Origin of the sequence: Aquimonas sp. (assembly GCF_044377145.1) — a bacterium.
Lineage (GTDB): Bacteria > Pseudomonadota > Gammaproteobacteria > Xanthomonadales > Xanthomonadaceae > Aquimonas.
The window spans coordinates 1-19445 of record NZ_JBILJQ010000067.1; the positions used below are offsets into that span (position 1 = coordinate 1).

The 19445-nt window shown below is 68.1% G+C and carries 16 protein-coding genes; 9 read left to right on the forward strand and 7 right to left on the reverse strand.

Translation table 11 applies throughout. The features are described 5' to 3' along the window. Positions 1–602: 602 nt before the first annotated feature. Both ACIQ7H_RS17295 and ACIQ7H_RS17300 read right to left on the reverse strand, forming a co-directional pair. The gene (locus tag ACIQ7H_RS17295) at positions 603–1079 is read right to left on the reverse strand and encodes a DUF1643 domain-containing protein (protein WP_395793798.1); all 477 of its coding nucleotides are present in this window, start codon (positions 1077–1079) and stop codon (positions 603–605) included. Between the two features lie 247 nt (positions 1080–1326). Next, positions 1327–4623 (reverse strand): VIT domain-containing protein, encoded by a 3297-nt coding sequence (locus ACIQ7H_RS17300; RefSeq protein WP_395793800.1) that lies wholly within the window; start codon positions 4621–4623, stop codon positions 1327–1329. A 113-nt stretch (positions 4624–4736) separates the two neighbouring features. Between ACIQ7H_RS17300 and ACIQ7H_RS17305 the strand changes: the two genes are divergently transcribed. Then, complete coding sequence (locus tag ACIQ7H_RS17305; protein ID WP_395793802.1) at positions 4737–5069, forward strand: antibiotic biosynthesis monooxygenase family protein; 333 nt, start codon at positions 4737–4739, stop codon at positions 5067–5069. 20 nt (positions 5070–5089) lie between these two features. Here ACIQ7H_RS17305 and ACIQ7H_RS17310 read toward each other — a convergent pair whose 3' ends face one another. Beyond that, positions 5090–5818, reverse strand: coding sequence for a class I SAM-dependent methyltransferase (locus ACIQ7H_RS17310; protein ID WP_395793804.1), 729 nt, complete (start codon positions 5816–5818; stop codon positions 5090–5092). A 186-nt stretch (positions 5819–6004) separates the two neighbouring features. Here ACIQ7H_RS17310 and ACIQ7H_RS17315 point away from each other — a divergent pair, with 186 nt between their 5' ends. Then, on the forward strand, positions 6005–7267 hold the full coding sequence (locus tag ACIQ7H_RS17315) for an esterase/lipase family protein (RefSeq protein WP_395793806.1): 1263 nt from the start codon (positions 6005–6007) through the stop codon (positions 7265–7267). Positions 7268–7318: 51 nt separating this feature from the next. Here ACIQ7H_RS17315 and ACIQ7H_RS17320 read toward each other — a convergent pair whose 3' ends face one another. After that, positions 7319–7855: a GNAT family N-acetyltransferase gene (locus ACIQ7H_RS17320; RefSeq protein ID WP_395793808.1), complete on the reverse strand. Its 537-nt coding sequence runs from the start codon at positions 7853–7855 to the stop codon at positions 7319–7321. 168 nt (positions 7856–8023) lie between these two features. On the opposite strand from ACIQ7H_RS17320, the gene tadA reads away from it, so the two are divergent. From tadA to ACIQ7H_RS17355, 7 genes are all read left to right on the forward strand, one after another. After that, entirely contained in the window at positions 8024–8557 is a 534-nt protein-coding gene (gene tadA, locus ACIQ7H_RS17325) for a tRNA adenosine(34) deaminase TadA (RefSeq protein ID WP_395793840.1), read from the forward strand. Then, positions 8554–9129, forward strand: coding sequence for an oligoribonuclease (orn, locus tag ACIQ7H_RS17330; RefSeq protein ID WP_395793810.1), 576 nt, complete (start codon positions 8554–8556; stop codon positions 9127–9129). Before tadA ends, orn begins: the two co-directional genes overlap by 4 nt. A 159-nt stretch (positions 9130–9288) precedes the next feature. Next, positions 9289–10236 carry a hypothetical protein gene (locus ACIQ7H_RS17335; protein WP_395793812.1) on the forward strand — a complete coding sequence of 316 codons (948 nt, stop codon included), beginning with the start codon at positions 9289–9291 and terminating at the stop codon, positions 10234–10236. 437 nt (positions 10237–10673) lie between these two features. Beyond that, on the forward strand, positions 10674–12137 hold the full coding sequence (locus ACIQ7H_RS17340) for an efflux RND transporter periplasmic adaptor subunit (RefSeq protein WP_395793814.1): 1464 nt from the start codon (positions 10674–10676) through the stop codon (positions 12135–12137). Then, complete coding sequence (locus ACIQ7H_RS17345; RefSeq protein ID WP_395793816.1) at positions 12134–13360, forward strand: ABC transporter permease; 1227 nt, start codon at positions 12134–12136, stop codon at positions 13358–13360. Before ACIQ7H_RS17340 ends, ACIQ7H_RS17345 begins: the two co-directional genes overlap by 4 nt. A 1-nt stretch (position 13361) precedes the next feature. Further along, positions 13362–14084: an ABC transporter ATP-binding protein gene (locus ACIQ7H_RS17350; RefSeq protein ID WP_395793818.1), complete on the forward strand. Its 723-nt coding sequence runs from the start codon at positions 13362–13364 to the stop codon at positions 14082–14084. A 44-nt stretch (positions 14085–14128) separates the two neighbouring features. Next, positions 14129–14296 (forward strand): hypothetical protein, encoded by a 168-nt coding sequence (locus tag ACIQ7H_RS17355; protein ID WP_395793820.1) that lies wholly within the window; start codon positions 14129–14131, stop codon positions 14294–14296. A 440-nt stretch (positions 14297–14736) separates the two neighbouring features. Here ACIQ7H_RS17355 and ACIQ7H_RS17360 read toward each other — a convergent pair whose 3' ends face one another. The 3 genes from ACIQ7H_RS17360 to pbpC form a co-directional block, all read right to left on the reverse strand. Beyond that, complete coding sequence (locus ACIQ7H_RS17360) at positions 14737–15471, reverse strand: class I SAM-dependent methyltransferase (protein ID WP_395793822.1); 735 nt, start codon at positions 15469–15471, stop codon at positions 14737–14739. Beyond that, the gene (locus ACIQ7H_RS17365; RefSeq protein ID WP_395793824.1) at positions 15458–16708 is read right to left on the reverse strand and encodes a DUF3419 family protein; all 1251 of its coding nucleotides are present in this window, start codon (positions 16706–16708) and stop codon (positions 15458–15460) included. Before ACIQ7H_RS17365 ends, ACIQ7H_RS17360 begins: the two co-directional genes overlap by 14 nt. An 84-nt stretch (positions 16709–16792) precedes the next feature. Next, complete coding sequence (pbpC, locus tag ACIQ7H_RS17370; RefSeq protein ID WP_395793826.1) at positions 16793–19207, reverse strand: penicillin-binding protein 1C; 2415 nt, start codon at positions 19205–19207, stop codon at positions 16793–16795. Positions 19208–19445 lie beyond the last annotated feature (238 nt).

The window sequence follows — 19445 nt, forward strand, 5'->3', positions numbered from 1 at the left end:
TGCGCCCGCCACCGCCGCACCTCCGAACACGCCATCGACCGCTCCTCCGTTGGGGAAACCGGAGACGGTCGGGAGAATCAGGTCAGGAAGGTAGGTGAGGTGGGCGGACGCTTACTGCTCGACCGCCGGCGCTTGGCCAAAGCAGCAGCCTACGCGCTGGTCCGCGTGACGGGAGCTGGCAGATACGACAGGTGTTCGCCTTGCACGCGGGCAGCGGGCATGCTCCAGCGTGGTCACGGTGGTCACGGGTTCGCGTCTGCTGGCGCAGTCCAAACGCCAAGGCGGTGCAGCATGTGGAAGCTTCTGGTGGTAGCGGGTGTGGTGGTGCTGGTGATTCTGGTGCTGCGTGCAGCCGCACGCGGTCGCAAGCCAGCGCCGCAAAGAAGGCTGGAAAACCGCGGATCGACTGATGTCCATTCCGGATCGACCGCGGGCGACTCCGGCCGACCCAACAAATCCAATGGGCCTGAGTCGGAGTCCAGCTCGGATGGAGGTGGCGGGGATGGAGGTGGCGGGGGCGACTGATTCCCGCGGGAGCGCCGGGCTACCGCGCGTCCGCGATGTGCGGGCGAGGCCGTTGAATCGTGTTCACTGGGTCGCGATCAGGCCAGCGCGAGCTGCTCCCAGGGCTGATAGTTCTCCGTCTGCGCGATGTAGAGCGGATGCTGGGGTTCGCCCAGCTGGGTCATGCCAAGAATATGCAGATTGGCCAGCCTCGGCCGGACTTCCGCTGCGCGGCCGAGCAGGTGGCCGTGGTTGCCCCAGGCCGCGATCGTCAACTGGGCGGATTCCTGGAGTTTTTCGAGCCAGGCATCGTTGCTGCGGCCGATCGGCGCCGCAGCCTGGGCCAGCACATCGGGCGACTGCGTGCGCAGGGCGAACAGATTCGCCACGGCCAGCGAGCCAAAGCCCCAACTGCGCGCAAAGCCGACGCATCGACGCAGGGCGGGGTCATCGCTGTTCTCGTCGCCATTGGACGGATTCAGCAGCACAAACAGCACGCTGGGGCCGGCTGACCACTTGCTCCACAGGGCATAGCGGTAGCGACGGCAGCGGGAATACTCCGCGCTGGTTTCCATGCAGGACGATTCCTTCGGGTTCCCCACACGGAGCGCAGACGCTCCGCGTGGGCCGGCCACTTCGGCGTGGCCGCCGCGCTCCCGGCTGGGAACGCCCGGCCACACTACTCCGCTTGCATGTGCATCGTGTGTCCGCTGGCGCACGCAAGGGGCTGCCGTCCACTGCAGTTCCCGACGCGTGCGGAGCGGCATCGATTCACCGCTGGCTCTCGCCGGCCGCATGCGGTCGTGCCGCTGATCCGCAGCCTTATCGGCCGGCACCCACCGTGAACTCGCCCACATCGATGCGCTGATTGCCGTCTTCGAGTCGACGCGTCACCGCCTGGCGCGCGCTGGCGGCGGTGCCGTGCCCGGTCTGGAATTCGAGCTGCACGGTGACCGGCCCGCTGAGCGACTGCCGACGGTCGCCGAAGTAGTGCGCTTGCACGCGATAGGTGCCGGGGATCGGTCGGGTGATGGTGAACACCTCGGGCCCGTAGCCCTGGGTGAAGTCGCGTGTGACCCGGCCGCCGCTGCCTGAGCGATTGGCGCCGTAGTAAACCGCTACGCCGAGCGGATCGATCACCCACAGATCGATATCGGTGTTGTCGGCGTCCCAGCTCATCACCACGCGCAGGCCGACCGGGAAGCTGTCGATCAGGCTGTCGGGAATGCCCAGCGACTTCAGCCTGGGCTCGACCGCGGCGCGACCGGCGCGGGCGACCAGATCGTTCAGTTCATGCACGGCGATCAGTTCGATCTCGGGGAAGCGGCCATGCCAGTCGCGGATCGCCACCTGCCACAGCAGATCAATCGCGCGTGCATAGTCGGGCTGCGGCAGCCGCGCCAGCACCAGGGCGAGGTCGCGGTAGCTCTGCGGCTCTTCGCCGCGCTGCTTCAGCGCCGCCTCGAACTGGATCACCGCCAGCTCGACCTGCTCCCACTGCGCCAGTCGATGGCCGAGCACGCGGACCAGGGCGGTGTTCTCAGGGGCCAGCTCCGCCAGGTTGGACAGGATGCGCTGGGCCAGCGCGGTCTGCTTTGCGACTTCGCGGAAGTGGTCGGCGACATCGAGATAGAACGCCGGCGCCTCGCGATTGGATTCGCGCTGTTTCAGGTACTCGGCATACGGATCGGCTGCCGCGCGGATCGCCTTCAGGTACGGCGTGTCCGGGTTCCAACCTTTCAGGCTGATGCTGGCGGCGAGAGTGGGCGAGGGCGGCGCGATGGGTTCCGCAGCGCGTTGGCGCGGGGCCGCACCACCGGCAACGGGAGAGGCCGCGGGTGCGGGAGCGGGAGCGGGCGCCATTGGCGCGGCCATGGCCTCGGCCACGCGCGGTGCTTCGTCCCGTAGGACCCGACTGCCGGTGACTTCGACTCGCTCCAGCGACTCGCCCTCCGCCGCGCCGACCGCGACAGGTGCTCCCGTCGCTGCTGCCGCCCCACCCAGCGCCTCACGGGCGCGCTTCAGCGCGTCGAGTTCGAGCATGCGGGCGATCGCTTCGCGCTCCCACTGCGGGCGGCGCATCGCGTCGGCACCTTCGCTCGGCCAGCGCTTGACCAGTGCATCGACCTCGCGCTGCAGGCGCTGGCTGGCTTCGATCCGCGCGCGCAGGGTCTTGGCATCAAGCGCGCTGGCCGGCACCTGCGCCCAGGCCGCGACCTCGTTGCTGGCCGCCGGCTGCAGCAGGGTTTCCAGCCACGGATGGCGCTGCTTGTGCCAGGCGCTGAATTCGCTCCACAGCTGCTGCAGGTTTTGCAGGCGCGCCGCGCGTCCGCTGTCCTCAGGCCCTGCGATCTTTGGTTGGGTGGCCAGCAAGCGCTCATAGGCGGCGCGCAGCTCGGGCTCTTTCGGAGCGATGCGATAGCGCACGTAGTCCTCGATGCGATCGAGCACCAGCAGCGAGGTGTAGGGCGTGACCACGCCGAAGCGGGTTGCCAGAGCGCTGATCGCGGCTTCGTCCGGCGACGCGGCCGCCAACAGCTGCTGGATCTGCGCCTGCGCCTGCAGCCGCCGCACGCTGTCGGCCAACGCGCCTTCGGCCAGCGGCTGGCTGCCGACCTCCACCGTTCGCGTTACCCGCTCATCGCCATTGCCGAACACCAGTTCGATCTGCGCTGCGCCCTCACAGCGCCCGCTCAGCAGCAGGCGCGCCGGCACCGATTCACCGGCCAGCGGCAGCAGGTTGTCGCAGCGTCCGGCGGACACGTCGACTGACTGCAGGCGCCATGACGGAGCACGCAAGGCTGCGAGGGCTGCCGCGCTGTCGAGTTCGAGCAGGTCGATCAGCTGGCCACCGCCGGCACGTGTAATCCGTTCCAGTGCCGCACGATCAGCGCGCTGTGCCGCGTGCAGGGCGTACACCGGCGGTCGGCTGTGCCCGGCGCCGCTCAGCTGCGGTTGATGGCTGCCGAAGGTCTGCAGACCGTCGCCGAGGATCAGCACCCGATCCACCGCGGGCAGGGTGGCGAGATCGATCGCGCCATAGCTGCTGCCGCCGTCCAGCGGCAAGGCTGCAAGCGCGTTGAGCAGGGCATCGACCTCGCCCTTGCCGATGCGGAAACGCTGCATGCGATCGGCCACGTCGCGGAACGGAATCAGCAGCACTTCGGCGCCGTCGAGCTCGCCCAGATAGCTGCGCAGCAGCGCGCGCTCGCGCTCCAGATCGCGCCCGCTGGCGCTGGCCGAGGCATCGAAGAACAGCGCGATACGCTTCGGCGCGGCCGCGGCGGCTTGGCTCTGCGCAAGGCCGCTGTCGAGCTGGGCCAGCACGCTGCGCCAGGCGGGCTCCAGTGGGTCGGCGGCTTCTACTTGGGCGCGGGCACCGTCGCCGGCCGGAATTGCGAACGCCAGTTCCTTCTGCGGCTGCACGTTCTCGCGTACGAAGCCGGCGGTCCATGCCGGGCCGGCGCGGTCGAAACTCAAGACGGGATCGGGCGAGGCGATCGCCGCCACACCGCCGGTATCGCGTGCCTCCACCTGCACCTCGAAGCGCTTGACGGTCTGGGTGAAGCTCAGCGGCAGCAGATAGCGGAAGTGGTCGGCCTGCAGCGGCATCAGCTGCTCGAAGCTGATCGCCACCCGCTTGTTGCCCTGCGCGGGAATCGGATACAGCCGGGTGCGGAACACGTTGCCCTGGGTGATCTCGGCCAGGCCCGGATCGATCTGTTGGCGGCTGATGTCTTCGAACGCGATCCGCGCGGTCTGCTTGGGCACCACCACGCCTTCGCGCATCTGGCCTTCCACCTCGAGTGCATAGCCCGAGACGGTCAACCCGGCGCCGAGCGGAAACACCAGCTCGCCCTCAAGCACGCGTGGGTTCGGGTTGTGTAAGCTGAGCTCAATGCGCGTACGCGCCAGTGGCCCCTGGCTGTCGATGCGGACGTTGACGCTGTCGAGCCGGATCGGCTGCAGATTCTGCGCCGGCGGTATCCACACCACCGGTGGCGGCATCGGCGGCTGCGGGATCGGCGGGCGACGCGAGGGCAGGCTGTCCTGGGCCAGGCTGGCGCAGGCCCAGCCCAGCAGCAGTGCGCAGGTCGATAGCGCGAAGCGAAGGCGCATGGGGTTCTCCGGTGGTGGGGTGCGTGGGCGTATACGCAGGCGGCCGACAAACGGGGTTGCGGCGGCGTGCTCGCCGCACGAACATGCGCGCGTCCGTGCTTGTGGAGCCTGTGATGTCCAACTTTGAACCGTATTTCGCGGTGATCTTCAGCAGCCAGCGCAGCACAGTCGAACGTGGCTATGCCGAAGCGGCCCAGCGCATGCTCGAGCTTGCCGCCGAGCAACCCGGCTATCTCGGGGTCGAGAGCGCGCGCGGCGGCGATGGCTTCGGCATCACCGTCTCATACTGGACTTCACTTGAGGCGATCGCGGCCTGGAAGGCGGTCGCCGAACATCGCGAAGTCCAACGAACGGGGCGTAGCGAGTGGTACGCCCACTATCGAGTGCGCATCGTCCGGGTCGAGCGCGAATACGCGTTCGAGGCGGCTGCGCCCGATCCGGCCTGAGCTCCGGCGGGCCAGCGCGGTCAGACTTGCGGGAGTGCGTCGTTGACCGGCAGGTCCAGCGAGAAGCTCGGCGTGCCGCTCATCAGTTCGGTCGGCTGCGGATGCGCGCCTTTCTCGATCACCACGATGCTGTCGTAGAAGTGCATCGAACGCGCGCTGCGGGTGAACACACCCGGCGAGAATTGCTGCGGGTCGCGGCTGTGCCAGGCATTCAGCTCGTCGACAAGCCGCTTGCTGAATTCGATGAAGCTGTGCGGCGAGCGCAGGCCGCCGCCGTAGTCGGGCCAATAGCTGGTGTGGGTGTCTTCGACCAGGATCACGCCGTCCGGCTGGACGTTGCCGTAGAGCTCCTCGACCGTGGCGATCTGCTGGTGCATCTGGTGGCCGCCGTCATCGAGCAGGATGTCGATCGGGCCGAGCTGCTTGGCGAGCTGGCGCAGAAAGGCGCGGTCGCCCTGGTCGCCGATGATGATCTCGATGCCAGGCTCGCCGAGGTCGCGCAAGCGTGGATCGATGTCGACACCGATGATGCGCGCCTGCGGGCCGAGGTAGTCGCGCCACATCTGCAGCGAGCCGCCGTGGAACACGCCTACCTCGACGATCGTGCAGGGCTGGCCGCGAAAGCGCTCGAAGTGGCGGTGATAGATGTCGAAGTAGTGCGCCCATTTGTACATCAGCCGGCCGGGATTGCGATCGAAGTAGGCGCGCAAGGGGTTCGCGGCGGGACTGCTGCTGGCTTGATCGTTCATCAGACTCACATAAAGCCGGGGAGGCGCGCAGTTTGGTCTGGCTTGCCGTCAAGCTCAAGCCGGCTCAGGCTGACGCCGCAGCGTGCCGAGCATTCGCTCAAACCGGCGCGCCCAGACTGCGGCCGCACCGGATCCTTGCCTGTGCGCTCCAGATATCGTCAAGCGCGACTCACGTCAGGAATTGCCATGGCCCGCAGACGCGCCACATCGAACTCCACCACGTCGAACCCCGTCGCATCGAACCCCGTCGCATCGAATCCCGTCGCGTCGAATCCGGAGCCCGCACCCGCGGTGCTGGCGGGCTCGGACCTGCGTGGCATCGTCGGCCTGGTGCAGGGCGCCACGGCCGGCGTGCTGACGATTACCGAAGGCGTGCATCAATCCGTGCGCAGCACCTTGGCTCTATCCTCAGGGGCTGAGCCGGATCGCGCCGGCGGCTTGACCGGGCGGATCTATGCCGCCTTGCGCGGCTTCAACGCAGGGGTTGGCCACGGCCTGCAGGGCGCGCTGGGCCTGCTGGAGCAGCGCCTGCTGCGTGCGCCGCAGGCCGAGCCGCATCCGGTGCGGCTGGCCTTGCTGTCTGCACTCAATGGTGTACTCGGCGATCGCCTGCAGGCCGAGCGCAATCCGCTGGCGCTGGCGATGCAGCTGCGCATCGGCGGCATGCCTTTCGATGAGGCCGTGCTGGGCCCGGCCGATAGTCTCAGGCCGCATGTGCTGGTGCTGATCCACGGCCTGTGCATGAACGATCTGCAGTGGGCCAGCAGCGCTGACCGCGGCCACGGCGAAGCGCTGGCGGCGGCACTCGGCTGCACGCCGATTTACCTGCGCTACAACAGCGGCCTGTCGATCGCGCAGAACGGCATCGCACTGGCCCATGCCCTGCAGCATCTGCAGGCGCGCTGGCCGCTGCCGCTGCAGCGGATCAGCCTGCTCGGCCACAGCATGGGCGGCCTGATCGCCCGCAGCGCCGAGCTGCATGCGCGCCAGTTGGACATGAGCTGGCGGAGTCAGCTGCGCGATCTGCTGTTGCTGGGCACGCCCAACCTGGGCGCGCCGCTGGAGCGCGCCGGCTACGGCATTGATCAATTGCTCGGTTCGTTGCCGTACGCGCGGCATTTCGCACGGCTCGGCCAGATGCGCAGTGCCGGCATCACCGATCTGCGCCACGGCCATCTCAGCGCCGATGCCAGCCCGGTCGCGCTGCCGGCCGACCTGGGTTGCTACGCCGTTGCCGGCGTATTGGCCAAGCGCCGCAGCCCGATGTCGGAACGTCTGCTCGGCGATGGTCTGGTGCCCCTGCACAGCGCCTTGGGCACAGGGGAATCGGGCGGGCCAGCGCTGGACATTCCCGAACACCGCACCCAGGTCCTGTACGGCACCGGGCATCTGGACCTGCTGCGCAGCCCCGCGGCGCGCCAGCGCATGATCGACTGGCTACGCGACTAGAGCCGCGGCGTATTCGCAGCATGGCGGCGGCGGGTGTACTCCCGCGCGTGCTCAGGCGAGCGTCGCGCGCTCTGGCTGAAGGTCCAACTGCATGCGCAGCAGCGGTATCGCTTCGGTGGTGTCATCCGTCGCTGTGGCGACGATCTCGAAGCCCAGCTTCTTCAGCAGGCGCATCGAGCCCGCATTGTCGGCCTGCAGGATCGCCAGCAGCTGCGGCCAGCGCAGAACCTCGCGTGCATGCACAACACAGGCCTGGGCCGCTTCCACCGCATAGCCCTGGCCGCAGTGTTCGGGCAGAAGGGCGAAACCAAGGTCCGGCGCGGGCAGACTGTCGCGACGGATCAGCCCGCACAGGCCGATTGCGGTCGGGTCGCCGCGCCGATTGACCCGCCACAGTCCGTGGCCATGGGCCGCGAACATCGCCTGTGGGCCGGCTTCGATATAGCCCAGCGCGTCCTGGAGGGTGTGGACGCCGCGGTCACCGATGAAGCGCAGCCAGCCCGCGCTATTGGTCAGGCGCAGAATGAACTCGGCGTCTTCCGGGACGAGCTGCTGCAGCTGGAGTCGTGCGGTTTCGATGTCAGGCATGGTCGGTAGACGTCGATGGAGTGAAGGCAGCACAGCAGCCCCGCGCGCGCTTGGCAAGATGGTGTCGACAGCAGCGGTCGACGGCGCCCGGCGCCACGCTTTGCCTGAGCCGGCCGACAGGGGACAATGCGCGTCTTCCGCGCCTGCCAGCTGTAGACCGTGCCCGAACTGACCAACGCCGCGTCCGATGCTCCGGTTGACGCAGTCCGCGAGGACGACCTGCGCTGGATGCGCGAGGCGCTTGCGCTGGCCGAGTCCGCGCGTGACGTGCTCGGCGAAGTACCGGTCGGCGCGGTGCTGGTGGATGCGCAGGGCCAGTGCATCGGCCGCGGCATGAATCGAACCATCAGCGATCACGATCCGACCGCGCACGCCGAGATCATCGCCCTGCGCGCAGCCGGCCAAACGGCCGCGAACTATCGTCTGCCCGGCAGCACCCTGTATGTGACCCTGGAGCCCTGCGCGATGTGCGCGATGGCGCTGGTGCATGCGCGGGTGGCGCGGGTGGTGTACGCCGCCGACGATCCCAAAACCGGCGCGGTGCACAGCGTGTTCGAGCTGCTGCAGTCCGAGCACCACAACCACCGCATCGAAGTTTCCGCCGGTGTGCTCGCCGACGACTGCGGCAGCATGCTCCGCGACTTTTTCCGCGCCCGTCGCGGCCGCAAGCTCGCCCTTACTTCCGAGAACCCCAGCCCTTGAACAGCCCCGCTGAACTGCCCGCTGAGACCCGTCTGATCTGGATCGACCTGGAAATGACCGGGCTCGATCCCGACACCGACAGCATCATCGAGATCGCCACCCTGGTGACCGACAGCGAACTCAATCTGTTGGCCGAAGGCCCCGAGATCGCGATTCATCATCCGCTGGCGCGACTGCAGGCGATGGACGACTGGAACCGCGATACCCACAGCCGTTCCGGCCTGTGGACACGCGTGCTGGAGTCGAGCGTGTCGATGGCCGAGGCCGAGGCGCAGACCATCGAGTTCCTGCGCGCCTGGGTGCCGGCCGGCAAGTCGCCGATCTGCGGCAACAGCATCTGCCAGGACCGCCGCTTTCTGGTCCGCGAGATGCCGACGCTGGAGCGCTACTTCCACTACCGCAACCTGGACGTGTCGACGCTGAAGGAGCTGGCCAAGCGCTGGGCCCCGGAAGTCGCCGCCAGCCTGAAGAAATCCGCCGCGCATACGGCACTCGCCGACATCCGCGAGTCGGTGCAGGAGCTTGTTCACTACCGTGCCTACATGGGCCGGCTGGGCGGAGCGAAGGCCTGATTCGAGCCGTCAACCCGGCCTGGTCCAGCCAATCGCGCGTCAGCGCCTGCGCATTGCCACATTTCCGCCTTGGCTTCGACTCAATCAAGCGCGATGTTGACGCCGCGCCGAGAAGTTGCTGGAACCGGCGACCGCACGTCCCCTCAAAGGAATCCATCGATGTCCTTGCTCCGCTGCCTGATCGTGAGTCTGGTCGGACTGTGTGGTGCTTCCGCCGTTGCGCCGGGGCTCGCGGCGACTTTTTCGTCGCAAAGCGATGCTGATGCGGCTTCGCAGCAGGGTCTGGTGCTTCGCGATCTGCTGCTGTTGGGGGGCGACCTCAGCGATGACAACTACGGCGGCGGCGGTGTTCGCGCCGATGGCGCCTTGCATCACATCGCCGAGGGTCAGTACGTCGCCGGCGCCGGGTGGTGGGTGATGGCCTGTCGCGGCGACGGTTGTCGACTGGATGCGGTCGACCTGGTCGTGATCCCGGCCGCGCATGCCACATATGACGGTCCGGAGGTGCCGGGCCAACGTTTGTCGCTGAAGCCGGATCCTTCGGCGGAAGACCATCTGCGGCGCGCGCCCAGCACCACCGAAGAAAAGTACCGTCAGCGCACGACCGACGACGTGGTGATTCTCGCCGCCTTCAAGCCGACGGATTCACTGGCGGGCCTCTCGCTGCAGCCGGGTCCGCTGACCACGTGGTGGTACAGCCAGCCGCGAACGCATGAGCCCGGTGGGAAACCCTACTCGCACAATCTGCTGCCGGCGGCCGAGCGGCTCATCCGTATCGGTGAGGACCAGTTCCTCACCCTGCGCCAGCAACCCGGGGGCGAGCCCGGCGTGCCGGAAGTGCAGCTTCAGATCGAGTTCGACGGAGTTGTGCAGTCGCTGGGCACCTACAACGTGCACCTGGGGGACCCGAGCCAGCCGACGGAACTCTCCGAAGTGCTGCAGTGGGTGGGCGACCTCGACGGCGACGGCCGGCCCGATCTTCTGATCAATCATTCCGCGTACTTCTGGGATTTGGCGCTGTACTTGTCGAGCCTGGCCAAACCCGGCGAAGTGGTCGGCGAGGCTGGAAGATTCACCTACTCACCCCCCGACTCGGCCGGCTGCTGAGCAGACGCTGCGGAAACCGCAGCGCACCCTTTGCAGACTGCCCCGGGCGCGGGCGCGGGCGCGGTCCGACGCGATAGGCTCCCGGGCTCAGCGCACCGATCGCATCTCGACGTGCCGGGCGGCAGCTCCGCGCACGCGCCCCCACGCTCCCAATTCAAGCCCCACCGCACCGGCCTGTAGCCGGCGCTGAGGTGGGGCTTCTTGCACGGTCGACGAGGACAGCTCTTGCGGATTCTTCGCTCGCGGGAGCGACGACGCGGCGCATCCGGGCCCGGCAGTCTGCAGAGCTTCCACCAAGCCGAAGGCCCCGGGCGTAGGTTCGAAAGCGCACAGACCCATGCTGCCGGCCTGCGTACAACTGAGTGCCAGCCACGCACCCAGGCAAGCACCATGGGCACCACCCGAACCAAGCGCCCGCGACGCATTGCGAGCGGCGCGTGACCGTCGCTGCGGCCGCACCCGGGCCCAGGCCAGCCGTCGGTCAGGTCGAAGCCTTGCCCGTAAACCCACCGGCGGCGAAGCCCCCAGCGGCAACGCCCGCATCGTCTGAAGTCTCGCTACCTGCAGCCGCCCCGCCGAAGGTGGGCGAGCCGGCAGCCGACGCCGCGCCAAAGGAAGACAAAGAGAAGGCCGCGCCGCGCAGCCTGCGCAGTCGGCTGCTGATTGCGCTGGGCGTTGCGTTGGCGCTGGCTGCCGTGCTGTACCTGATGCGCAACGTGCTGCTGGGTACTCCCACTCCGGTGTACACCGCGATGCAATCGGAGCTCGTGCAAACCGTGGTGGCCAGCGGACGGGTGGTGTCGCCGCAGCGTGTCACCGTGGCGCTGCAAGGCACGGGTCGAGTGCTGCGTGTGGCGGTGGCCGAAGGGCAAACCGTGGAGCGTGGCCAACTGCTGATCGAGCTGGACAACAGCGACGCCCGCGCCAGTCTGGCCCAGGCCAGCGCCACTGTGGCCCAGGCCCAGGCCCGAGTGCGGCAGGTACGCGAGCTGAGCCAACCGCTGGCAAGCCAAGCGCTGGTGCAGGCCCAGGCCACCGCGCTGCAAACGCGCAAGGTACTTGAGCGCAACCGCGACCTCGTGGCGCAAGGCTTCATCAGCCAAGCCGCGCTGGACGATTCGCAGCGCGCCGCCGATGTGGCAATCAGCCAGGTAAGCAGCGCGCTCGTGCAGGCCCAAAGCAACACACCCAGCGGCAGCGACGCCGCTTTGGCCCAAGCCGCGCTTGAGCAAGCGCTGGCCGGGCAGCAGCTGGCCAGCGCAAAGCTCTCGCAGGGGCAGGTGCTGGCGCCCGCCGCTGGCGTGCTGATCACGCGGGATGTGGAGGTGGGCGACATCGTCCAGCCGGGCAAGGCCTTGATGGTGCTGGCCACTGCCGGGCAGACCCAGGTGCTGGTGCAGATTGACGAAAAGAACCTGTCAAAAATCGCCCTGGGGCAAAAGGCACTCGGCTCGGCCGACGCCTTTGCCGACCAGCGCTTCGATGCGATCGTGAGCTACATCAACCCCGGCGTCGATGCGGCGCGCGGCTCGGTGGAAGTCAAGCTCGCCGTGCCCCAGCCGCCTGCGTATTTGCGCCAGGACATGACGGTGTCGATTGACATCGAAACCGCCCGGCGCGCCGGCGCCGTGGTGCTGCCCACCAACACCCTGCAAGACGCTGCCAGCGACAAACCCTGGGTGCTGGTGGTGCGCGACAAGCGCGCCGTTGCGCAGTACGTACGCCTGGGTCTGCGTGGCGACACCCGGGTGGAGGTGCTCAGCGGCATTGCAGCGGGGGAGGGCGTGGTGCCGGTCTCCAAAACAGGCGTGAAAGCCGGTCAGCGCGTGCGAGCCCGGGTGCAGCCGTCTGCGCCGCCGGTTCGTGAGAACGCGGCGGGCCTGGATCCGATGGGGACATGAACCCGTTCCTGCCTTTCGAGTGGGTGCTGGCCACGCGCTTCTTGCGCGAAGGGCTCTTGCAAACCCTTTTCATCATCGCCGGGGTGGCCTTGGGCGTTTCGGTCATCGTATTCATGTCGGCGCTGCTGGCGGGCTTGCAGGGCAGCATCTTCAAGACGCTTTTGGACTTTCAGGCGCAGATCGTCATCAAGGCGCCTGACGAAGCGCCCCGCAGCTTGCGGCAAGAGCCGGACACCGAGTACGCCACGCGCGTGCAGCCGGGGGCCCAGCGTCCGCGCTCGCTGGATCAATGGCAGAAGGTGCGCGACACCACGCTGGCGATGCCCGGCGTGCTCGTAGTGACGCCGGTGATCGAGGACACTGCCTTCATCGTGCGAGGCGATGCCAGCATCGGCGTGGGCCTGCGCGGAATCGAGCCGGAAAGCTATCTGCGGCTGATCGCGCTGCAGGAAAAAATAATTGCCGGCCGAGCCGACCCGGGCAGCACCGACGTTCTGATTGGCCGCGACCTCGCCAAAGACCTGGGGCTGGTGATCGGTGACAAGCTGACCTTGCAAGCGGCCAAGGGCGCCTCCGTCGTGCTCTTCGTGGCCGGCATCTTCGACTTCGGCAACCAGGGCCAGAACAAGAGCGCCGTCTACGTAGCACTGCGCACCGCGCAAAGCTTGCTCGGCCTGCCCGGTGGCGTCACCCGCCTGTGGGTCAAGGTAGCGGCGCCGTTTGACGCAGAAATCACCGCGCAGCAAATCGCGACCCAACCGGGCATTCAGGTGGAGAGCTGGATCGAGACGAATGCCGAATTCTTCAAAGCACTGTCAGGCCAAACGCTGAGCTTCTTCATCATCCGGCTGTTTGTGGGCCTCACCGCGGCGCTGGGCATTGCCAGCGTGCTGGTGGTGTCAGTGGTGCAGAAGTCCAAGGAGATTGGCATTTTGCGAGCCACCGGCACCACGCGCAGGCAGATCCTCGGCGTGTTCCTGCTGCAAGGCGCGATGCTGGGCTTGCTCGGCTCGCTGCTCGGCTCGCTGTTGGGCTGGGGCTTCCTGATTGCCTGGCGCGGCTTTGCGGTGAACGCCGAAGGCGTGCCGTTCTTTACGCTGGAAGCCGGGCCCATGCTCTACCTCTACGTGGCCTTGGGCGCTACCACGGTCGGCGTGCTGTCGGCGCTGTTCCCGGCGCAGCGGGCCGCCCGGCTCGACCCGGCGGTGGCCATTCGTGGCTGAGGTGCAGCCCCCCGCGACCGGCGAGCCCACGCTGCGGCTGGAGGGCATTCGCAAGTCCTACGGCACCGGCACCGCGCACGAGACCGAGGTTCTGCACGGCGTAGACCTGAGCCTGGCACGCGGTGAGTTCGCGGCCTTGATCGGGCCCTCGGGCTCGGGCAAGAGCACGCTGCTCAACCTCATCGGGCTGCTGGACAAGCCCAGCAGCGGCAAGATTTTCCTGATCGGCCAAGAAGCCGAGGGCCTGGCCGACAAGGACCTGACCCAGCTGCGTGCCAAGGCGATCGGCTTTGTGTTTCAGTTCCACAACCTGCTGCCGGCGTTCACCGCGGTGGAGAACGTCATGCTGCCGCTGTTGGCCGCGCGCGGTCGGCCCGATGCGGCCATGCGGACGCGGGCCGAGCAACTGATCGACAAGGTCGGCTTGAAGCCCTGGGGCCACCACCTGGCCAACGACCTGTCGGGCGGCCAGCAGCAGCGAGTGGCCATTGCCCGCGCGCTGGTGATGCAGCCTGCGCTGGTGCTGGCCGACGAACCCACCGGCAACCTCGAAACCCAGTCGGCCAACAGCGTGTTCGACCTGCTGCGTGAAGTGAGCAGCGGCGGCACCACCTTTCTGATCGTTACCCACGACCCCCGCCTTGCCGCCCGCTGCGACCGCTTGATCGAGTTGGTGGACGGGCGCATTGAAAGCGACAAGGCGACGCCGGTGGCGCGGCCTTGATCAGCGCGTGTGATGATCGCTACGCCACCTATTGATCCGGCACGATGACGATTGAACGCTTTCGGCACAGCGCGCCGGTTGACGCGCGCCTCGTGAAAGCCTCGCGCTTCAAGCTTCAGCCGGCCGGATCAACAGGGGCGGTGCGCGGTGCGTTCGACGTCCGCCGCGGCCATATGGAGACGCTGGCTTGCGGTGGCGAAAGGTCTGAATAGGGTGGGTCTTGACCCACCGGCTCCCGGTTTCCACCTCGGTCCGGCACCCCTGACAGCGCGAAGCGCTGTGGCGGACACCACGCCGCGGTGGGTCAAGACCCACCCTATTGATCCGGTACGAAGAAGATTTAACATCCTCAGCTCAACGCGCTGCTGAAGCGTGGTGCGTGAAGGCCTCGCACTTCAAACATCAGCTGGCCGGATCAATAGGCCACCGCGCTGTACACCGCCAGTCGAATTCCGATGGCGAAAATGGTGGGCTTCGCCCAAGGCGAGCACGCCTGGGGTGGGGCACAAGGCCGAAGTGCTGGCTGTGGTCGTGGGCCTGCCCGTAGCGCTGAGAGAGCTACGACGAGCCCTCCCAACTTCAGGTATTCGAAGCCTGAAGCCGAGTGCGCGTGCAGTTGTGCGCAACCGGCTGACTCGCGGACATGGGGTGATCAGTCGCTCTTGCGCCCCACAAACCGGAAGTACGGCACGCGCAGCAGCGGCAGATAGGGCAGGCTGGCCCGTCCTTCCCAAAGCTGGTGGGAAGGCATCAGCTGCAGCAGGTGCTGAGGCGTCTCTGGCCCCAATCGCACTCCGTCGTGGGCGAACCAGCGCGGCCAGAAATGGCGCGTGATCGCGCCGTGCTGAGTCAGGCCCGTTCCAGGTCGATCGGCGCCGACATAGAAGTCGACCACGGCCAGCTGGCCGCCGGGCTTCAAGATCGCGAGTGCATTGCTCACGGCCGCGCGCCAGTCCGGGATCATGCTCAGGGCATAGGCGATCAGCACGCAGTCGACCGGCGCCTGCGGGCGATAGGTGGTGGCGTCGGCCTGGGTGATTCGCACCTGCGGCCAGCCGCGGGTGCGTTGACGGGCGATATCCAGCAGGGGCGTGCACAGGTCCACCAGTTCGAACTCGATGTCGTCACGACGGGCGGCCGGAAAGAACTCCAGATTGCGGCCGGTGCCGCCGCCGAGTTCGATCACGCGGGCGCCGGGCGGCAGCTGCAGCGACGCGATCAGTTCCGCACGGCCCGGCAGCAGGCGTTCGCGAAAGCGGTCGTAGTCGGCGGCCTGGGTCGCATAGAAGCCGGCCAGGCGTTCGGCGTGGTCACCCTGTTTTGGCATGCCGCGTAGCATCTGGCGCAGGATGCCGGCGTCGGCACGCAGGGCTTCAAGCCTGCGCATGGGCGGGCCAGTCGGCGATCACGAAGCCGGGATAGGTGTGGACGCGGTCCTGCAGCTGCAGCCGCGCCGCGAGTGCTTCCTGGAAGGTCAGCTGCTCGCGCAGGCGCTTGCGCTGCGGGCCGACCTGGATGCGATCGAGATAGTCCGGCTGCGCCTGCGCACTGCGCAGCAGAATGCGGGCATTCGGCGCCGCGCGCTGCAGAATCGCATCCCACTCCTCGACCAATGCTTCCGGGTAGTAGCTGCTCATCCAGTCCATGTGATCGAGCAGCACGAAGCGATCGATCGGGCGGTCGTGGGCCTGCAGGAAGTCGGTCACGGTGCAGGTGTGCAGATCGATCTTGTCGGCGCCGCCGGCGCGCAGCTCGGCATGGCCTTCGGGGCGCAGGTATTGCGGGCAGCAGTCGGTGCTGTAGCGGCCGCTGAAATACACCCGCCAGAAATAGTTGCTGGACAGCGGGAGCTCGCAGATCACGTACTCCAGCGCCTCGCGAATGAAACCTGCGATGCGGCCGGGGTGCTGGGCCTCGACCAGCTTGCGCTGCGGGTAGGGCACGCCGAGCAGGTTCATCACGAACTGGCGCGACAGCACCCAGTTGAACGGCTTGCTCCACAGCCGCGGTGCGATCTGTGCGGCGTAGATGTCGCGCTGCTCCTGCAGCGACTGCGCCTTGAACAGGGCTTCGAATCCTTCGCGCAGCCGCGGCTGAAGCTTGAGGAAGGTGCCGAAGCCGCGCGCCGCCAGGCCCGACAGGCCGTGGAAGTAGAAGCTGCCGCGCGGGCTGCAGAACCAGCGCCAGTGGCGGTCCCAGTAGTCACGTGCGAACTCGCCCAGCTGCGGACGCAGGCGCTGCAGATAGAGCTCGCCAGCGCGCGGGTGGAAACCGTTACCGAAGAAGCCGAAATAGTCCTCGTAGTCGAGCCCGCGTGCGGCCGCCAGCTTCAGCTCCAGCAGGGCGTTCTGGCGTGGGTTGGCATCGACGCAGTGCACGCGGCCGGCACCGGCCAAGGCGTAGTCGAGCGCGTTGCAGCCGGCGCTGGTGATCACCAGTACGCTGTGATGCGGCTGCAGTTCCAGCGCCTGACGATCGACTGCCGGATCTTCCCAGCAGGCGTTGTAGACCAGGCTGCGACCGTAGATGACGTTGAAGATGCGCTGGTCGAGGCGATCGCGCAGTCGGATCGGGGTCGCCTCCAGACGGCTGTGCTCGGCGGGGCGCGGGATCGACACGGGCATGTGGCTCTCACGTAACGGGGGCGCCGCGAGCCTGCGGCCTGCAGATGACGCCTCTGTGACCGTCACGCGACAGTGCGATGGCGCTCATTCGCTGCCCGCGGGCAGCACCTCGATCTGCAGGCGGCCGTAACGTGCGCTGCCGTCGATCGCGACGATGTCCTGTGGTCCGGCACTGTCGAACTCATGCTGCAGCGCCTGCTGCGCGGGCAGGCGCCCGAGCAGGCGGCCGTTGAGCAGCCAGCTCACTTCACCGCTGGCGCCGGCCGCACGCAGCTGAAGTCGCGGTGGCGTGCGGCTGCCGCTCGGGCGACGGATTCGGCTGCCCTCGCGCGCGCCGATGATCTGCAGATCGGCCGCCGGCACGGCGTTCGATCTGCAGTCCGGCGACAAGGCCGGCGGACTGCCGCGGCGGCGTTCGTCGGCGCTCAACCAGGGCGATGCCAGCCGCGGCCACAGCGCCAGACTGATGGTCTGTTCAGCGGCCGCGCGGCAGTCACCGCTGCGCTGCAGACCGCTGCGCGCATCGACGCGCAGGCTGAGCACGTGCGGCGCCTGTGCTTCGCCGGCCGGCGCGAAGCTCAGCGGCACGCTGCCATCCAGCGCGAATGCCGGCAGCCGGCGATGGCAAAGGCTTTCGTCACTCGCCTGAACATCCGTGCCCAGCGGCCAGCAGGCGGTGAATGCCGTCACCGAGGCCGGCCGTGGCGCAGCGGCGCGGCGGTACTCGGCCGGCAGGCTGTCGGCAATCGCCAGCAGCAGGGGCAGGGCAGTGACGGCGCCGAACTGTCCAGGCAGCGGCGTGCCGTCCGGGCGCCCGATCCACACGCCGAGGGTCACTGCCGGGGTCGCGCCCAGCGCCCAGCTGTCGCGGAAGCCGTAGCTGGTGCCGGTCTTGAACGCCATGCTGCTGCCGCCAGCGCGCGCGTAGCGACCTTCGGCCTCGCCTGGCCGCGGGGCAGTGCTGAGCATTTCGCTGACGATCCAGGCCGCGCCCGGCGACAGCAGTGCGCGCTCATCGAGCGGGTCTTCGCTGCGCAGGCGCAGCCGCGCACTGCGGCCCTGCCGCTGCAGGGCGGAGAAGCCGGCGACCAGATCCTCCAGTCGCACCTCGGTGCCGCCGAGGATCATGCTCAGGTTCGGGCGCGCGCCGGCCGGCATCCGCAGCGGCAGCCCACCGTGCTGCAGGCGCGCCGCAAAGCGCGCCGAGCCCAGCGCCTGCAGCAGGGCCACCGCCGGCACGTTCAGCGATTGCTGCAGTGCCGAGGTCGCGCTGACCGGGCCACGAAAGCGGTCGTCGAAGTTCTCCGGCCGGTAGCCGTCGAAGTCTTGCGGCGCATCCACCAGCAAGCTGCCGGAGTGGATCAGCCCGGCATCCAGGGCCAGGCCGTACAGCAGCGGCTTCAGCGTCGAGCCCGGCGAACGCCAGGCCTGCACCATGTCGAGATGGCCGAAGCGCTCGGCCCCGCCGAAGCGCGCGCTGCCGATGTACACGCGCGCTTCCAGGCTGGCGTTGTCGACCAGCAGCAGTGCGGCCGAGGTGCGCGGCGGCAGGCGTTCCACCCAGGCGCCGAGCTGGGCTTCCAGCCGCTGCTGCAGCTCGGCATCGATGCTGCTGCGGATGCTGCGCTGCTGCGGGTAGGCCTGGCGAAGACGCTCGGCCAGCAGTGCGGCGGACTGCGGAATCGCCAGACTGCGCGCGATCACGTTCTCCTGCCGCGCCGCGGTGACATCAGCTGCCGACCACACCTCGAAATCCTGCAGCCGCTGCAGTACCTTGTCGCGCGCTGCACGTGCACGTTCGGGATGGCGATCGGGCCGCAGCCGGCTCGGTGACTGCGGCAGCACCGCCAGCAGTGCGGCCTCGGCCTGCGAGAGCTGCGCCGCGGACTTGCCGAGGTAGGCCCAGGCAGCGGCTTCAACGCCCTGGATCGGGCCTCCGAAAGGTGCGTAGTTCAGATACAGCTGCAGAATCTCGGCTTTGTCGAGTCGCCACTCCAGCTGCAGCGCGCGCAACGCCTGACGAAACTTTCCCAGCATGCCCGGCGGCTGCGGTTCGATCAGGCGCGCGACCTGCATGGTCAGGGTCGAAGCGCCTGAGACGGTGCGGCCCGCGCCCACCGCCTGGGCCGCAGCGCGCAGCACGGCCAGCGGGTTGACGCCGGGGTGCTGCCAGAACCAGCGATCCTCGTAGGTCAGCAGTGCCTCGATGTAGCGCGGCGAAACCGCGTCGACTTCGATCGGGTAGCGCCACACCCCGCGCGCATCGGCAAACGCACGCAGAGGGCGACCGTCGCGCGCCAGAACAATGGTCGCAGCGCCAGCGGAGACATCCGGCAGCGGCGGCGGGAAGATCCAGTCCAGCAGCAACAGCAGGGCTGCCAACACCAAGGTGCCGAGCAGCGCCCGCCGCCCGAACCTGCGCGCGCGGCGCCAGCGCGGAGCAGACGAACCGGAGGACACATCGACAGCGACAGAACGAGCGGGCGGGGCGCTGAGCATCGCCCATTATCGGTGTTTGGCCCGGCCTGATCCTCGGCAAGATACTCGTATGGTTTCGGTGAGCCCGGACCGGGTCACGGCGCTTGCGCCCTTGTGGACCGGGACAGCCGCGACGAGCTCGCCCGACATCAAGCGCCCGTGTTTCGGATGCTTCGGGCGCCGCACCCAAATCCGCAGCTGCCATAGGGTGGGTCTTGACCCACCGCTTACGTGCGGCGAAGTGTTGGCCGTGGTTTCG

Bases quoted from the DNA above. Each gene is read 5' to 3' on its own strand.
- ACIQ7H_RS17295 (WP_395793798.1), bottom strand. From the start codon at position 1,079: ATGGAAACCAGCGCGGAGTATTCCCGCTGCCGTCGCTACCGCTATGCC.
- ACIQ7H_RS17300 (WP_395793800.1), bottom strand. From the start codon at position 4,623: ATGCGCCTTCGCTTCGCGCTATCGACCTGCGCACTGCTGCTGGGCTGG.
- ACIQ7H_RS17305 (WP_395793802.1), top strand. From the start codon at position 4,737: ATGTCCAACTTTGAACCGTATTTCGCGGTGATCTTCAGCAGCCAGCGC.
- ACIQ7H_RS17310 (WP_395793804.1), bottom strand. From the start codon at position 5,818: ATGAACGATCAAGCCAGCAGCAGTCCCGCCGCGAACCCCTTGCGCGCC.
- ACIQ7H_RS17315 (WP_395793806.1), top strand. From the start codon at position 6,005: ATGGCCCGCAGACGCGCCACATCGAACTCCACCACGTCGAACCCCGTC.
- ACIQ7H_RS17320 (WP_395793808.1), bottom strand. From the start codon at position 7,855: ATGCCTGACATCGAAACCGCACGACTCCAGCTGCAGCAGCTCGTCCCG.
- ACIQ7H_RS17335 (WP_395793812.1), top strand. From the start codon at position 9,289: ATGTCCTTGCTCCGCTGCCTGATCGTGAGTCTGGTCGGACTGTGTGGT.
- ACIQ7H_RS17345 (WP_395793816.1), top strand. From the start codon at position 12,134: ATGAACCCGTTCCTGCCTTTCGAGTGGGTGCTGGCCACGCGCTTCTTG.
- ACIQ7H_RS17355 (WP_395793820.1), top strand. From the start codon at position 14,129: ATGACGATTGAACGCTTTCGGCACAGCGCGCCGGTTGACGCGCGCCTC.
- ACIQ7H_RS17360 (WP_395793822.1), bottom strand. From the start codon at position 15,471: ATGCGCAGGCTTGAAGCCCTGCGTGCCGACGCCGGCATCCTGCGCCAG.
- ACIQ7H_RS17365 (WP_395793824.1), bottom strand. From the start codon at position 16,708: ATGCCCGTGTCGATCCCGCGCCCCGCCGAGCACAGCCGTCTGGAGGCG.
- pbpC (WP_395793826.1), bottom strand. From the start codon at position 19,207: ATGCTCAGCGCCCCGCCCGCTCGTTCTGTCGCTGTCGATGTGTCCTCC.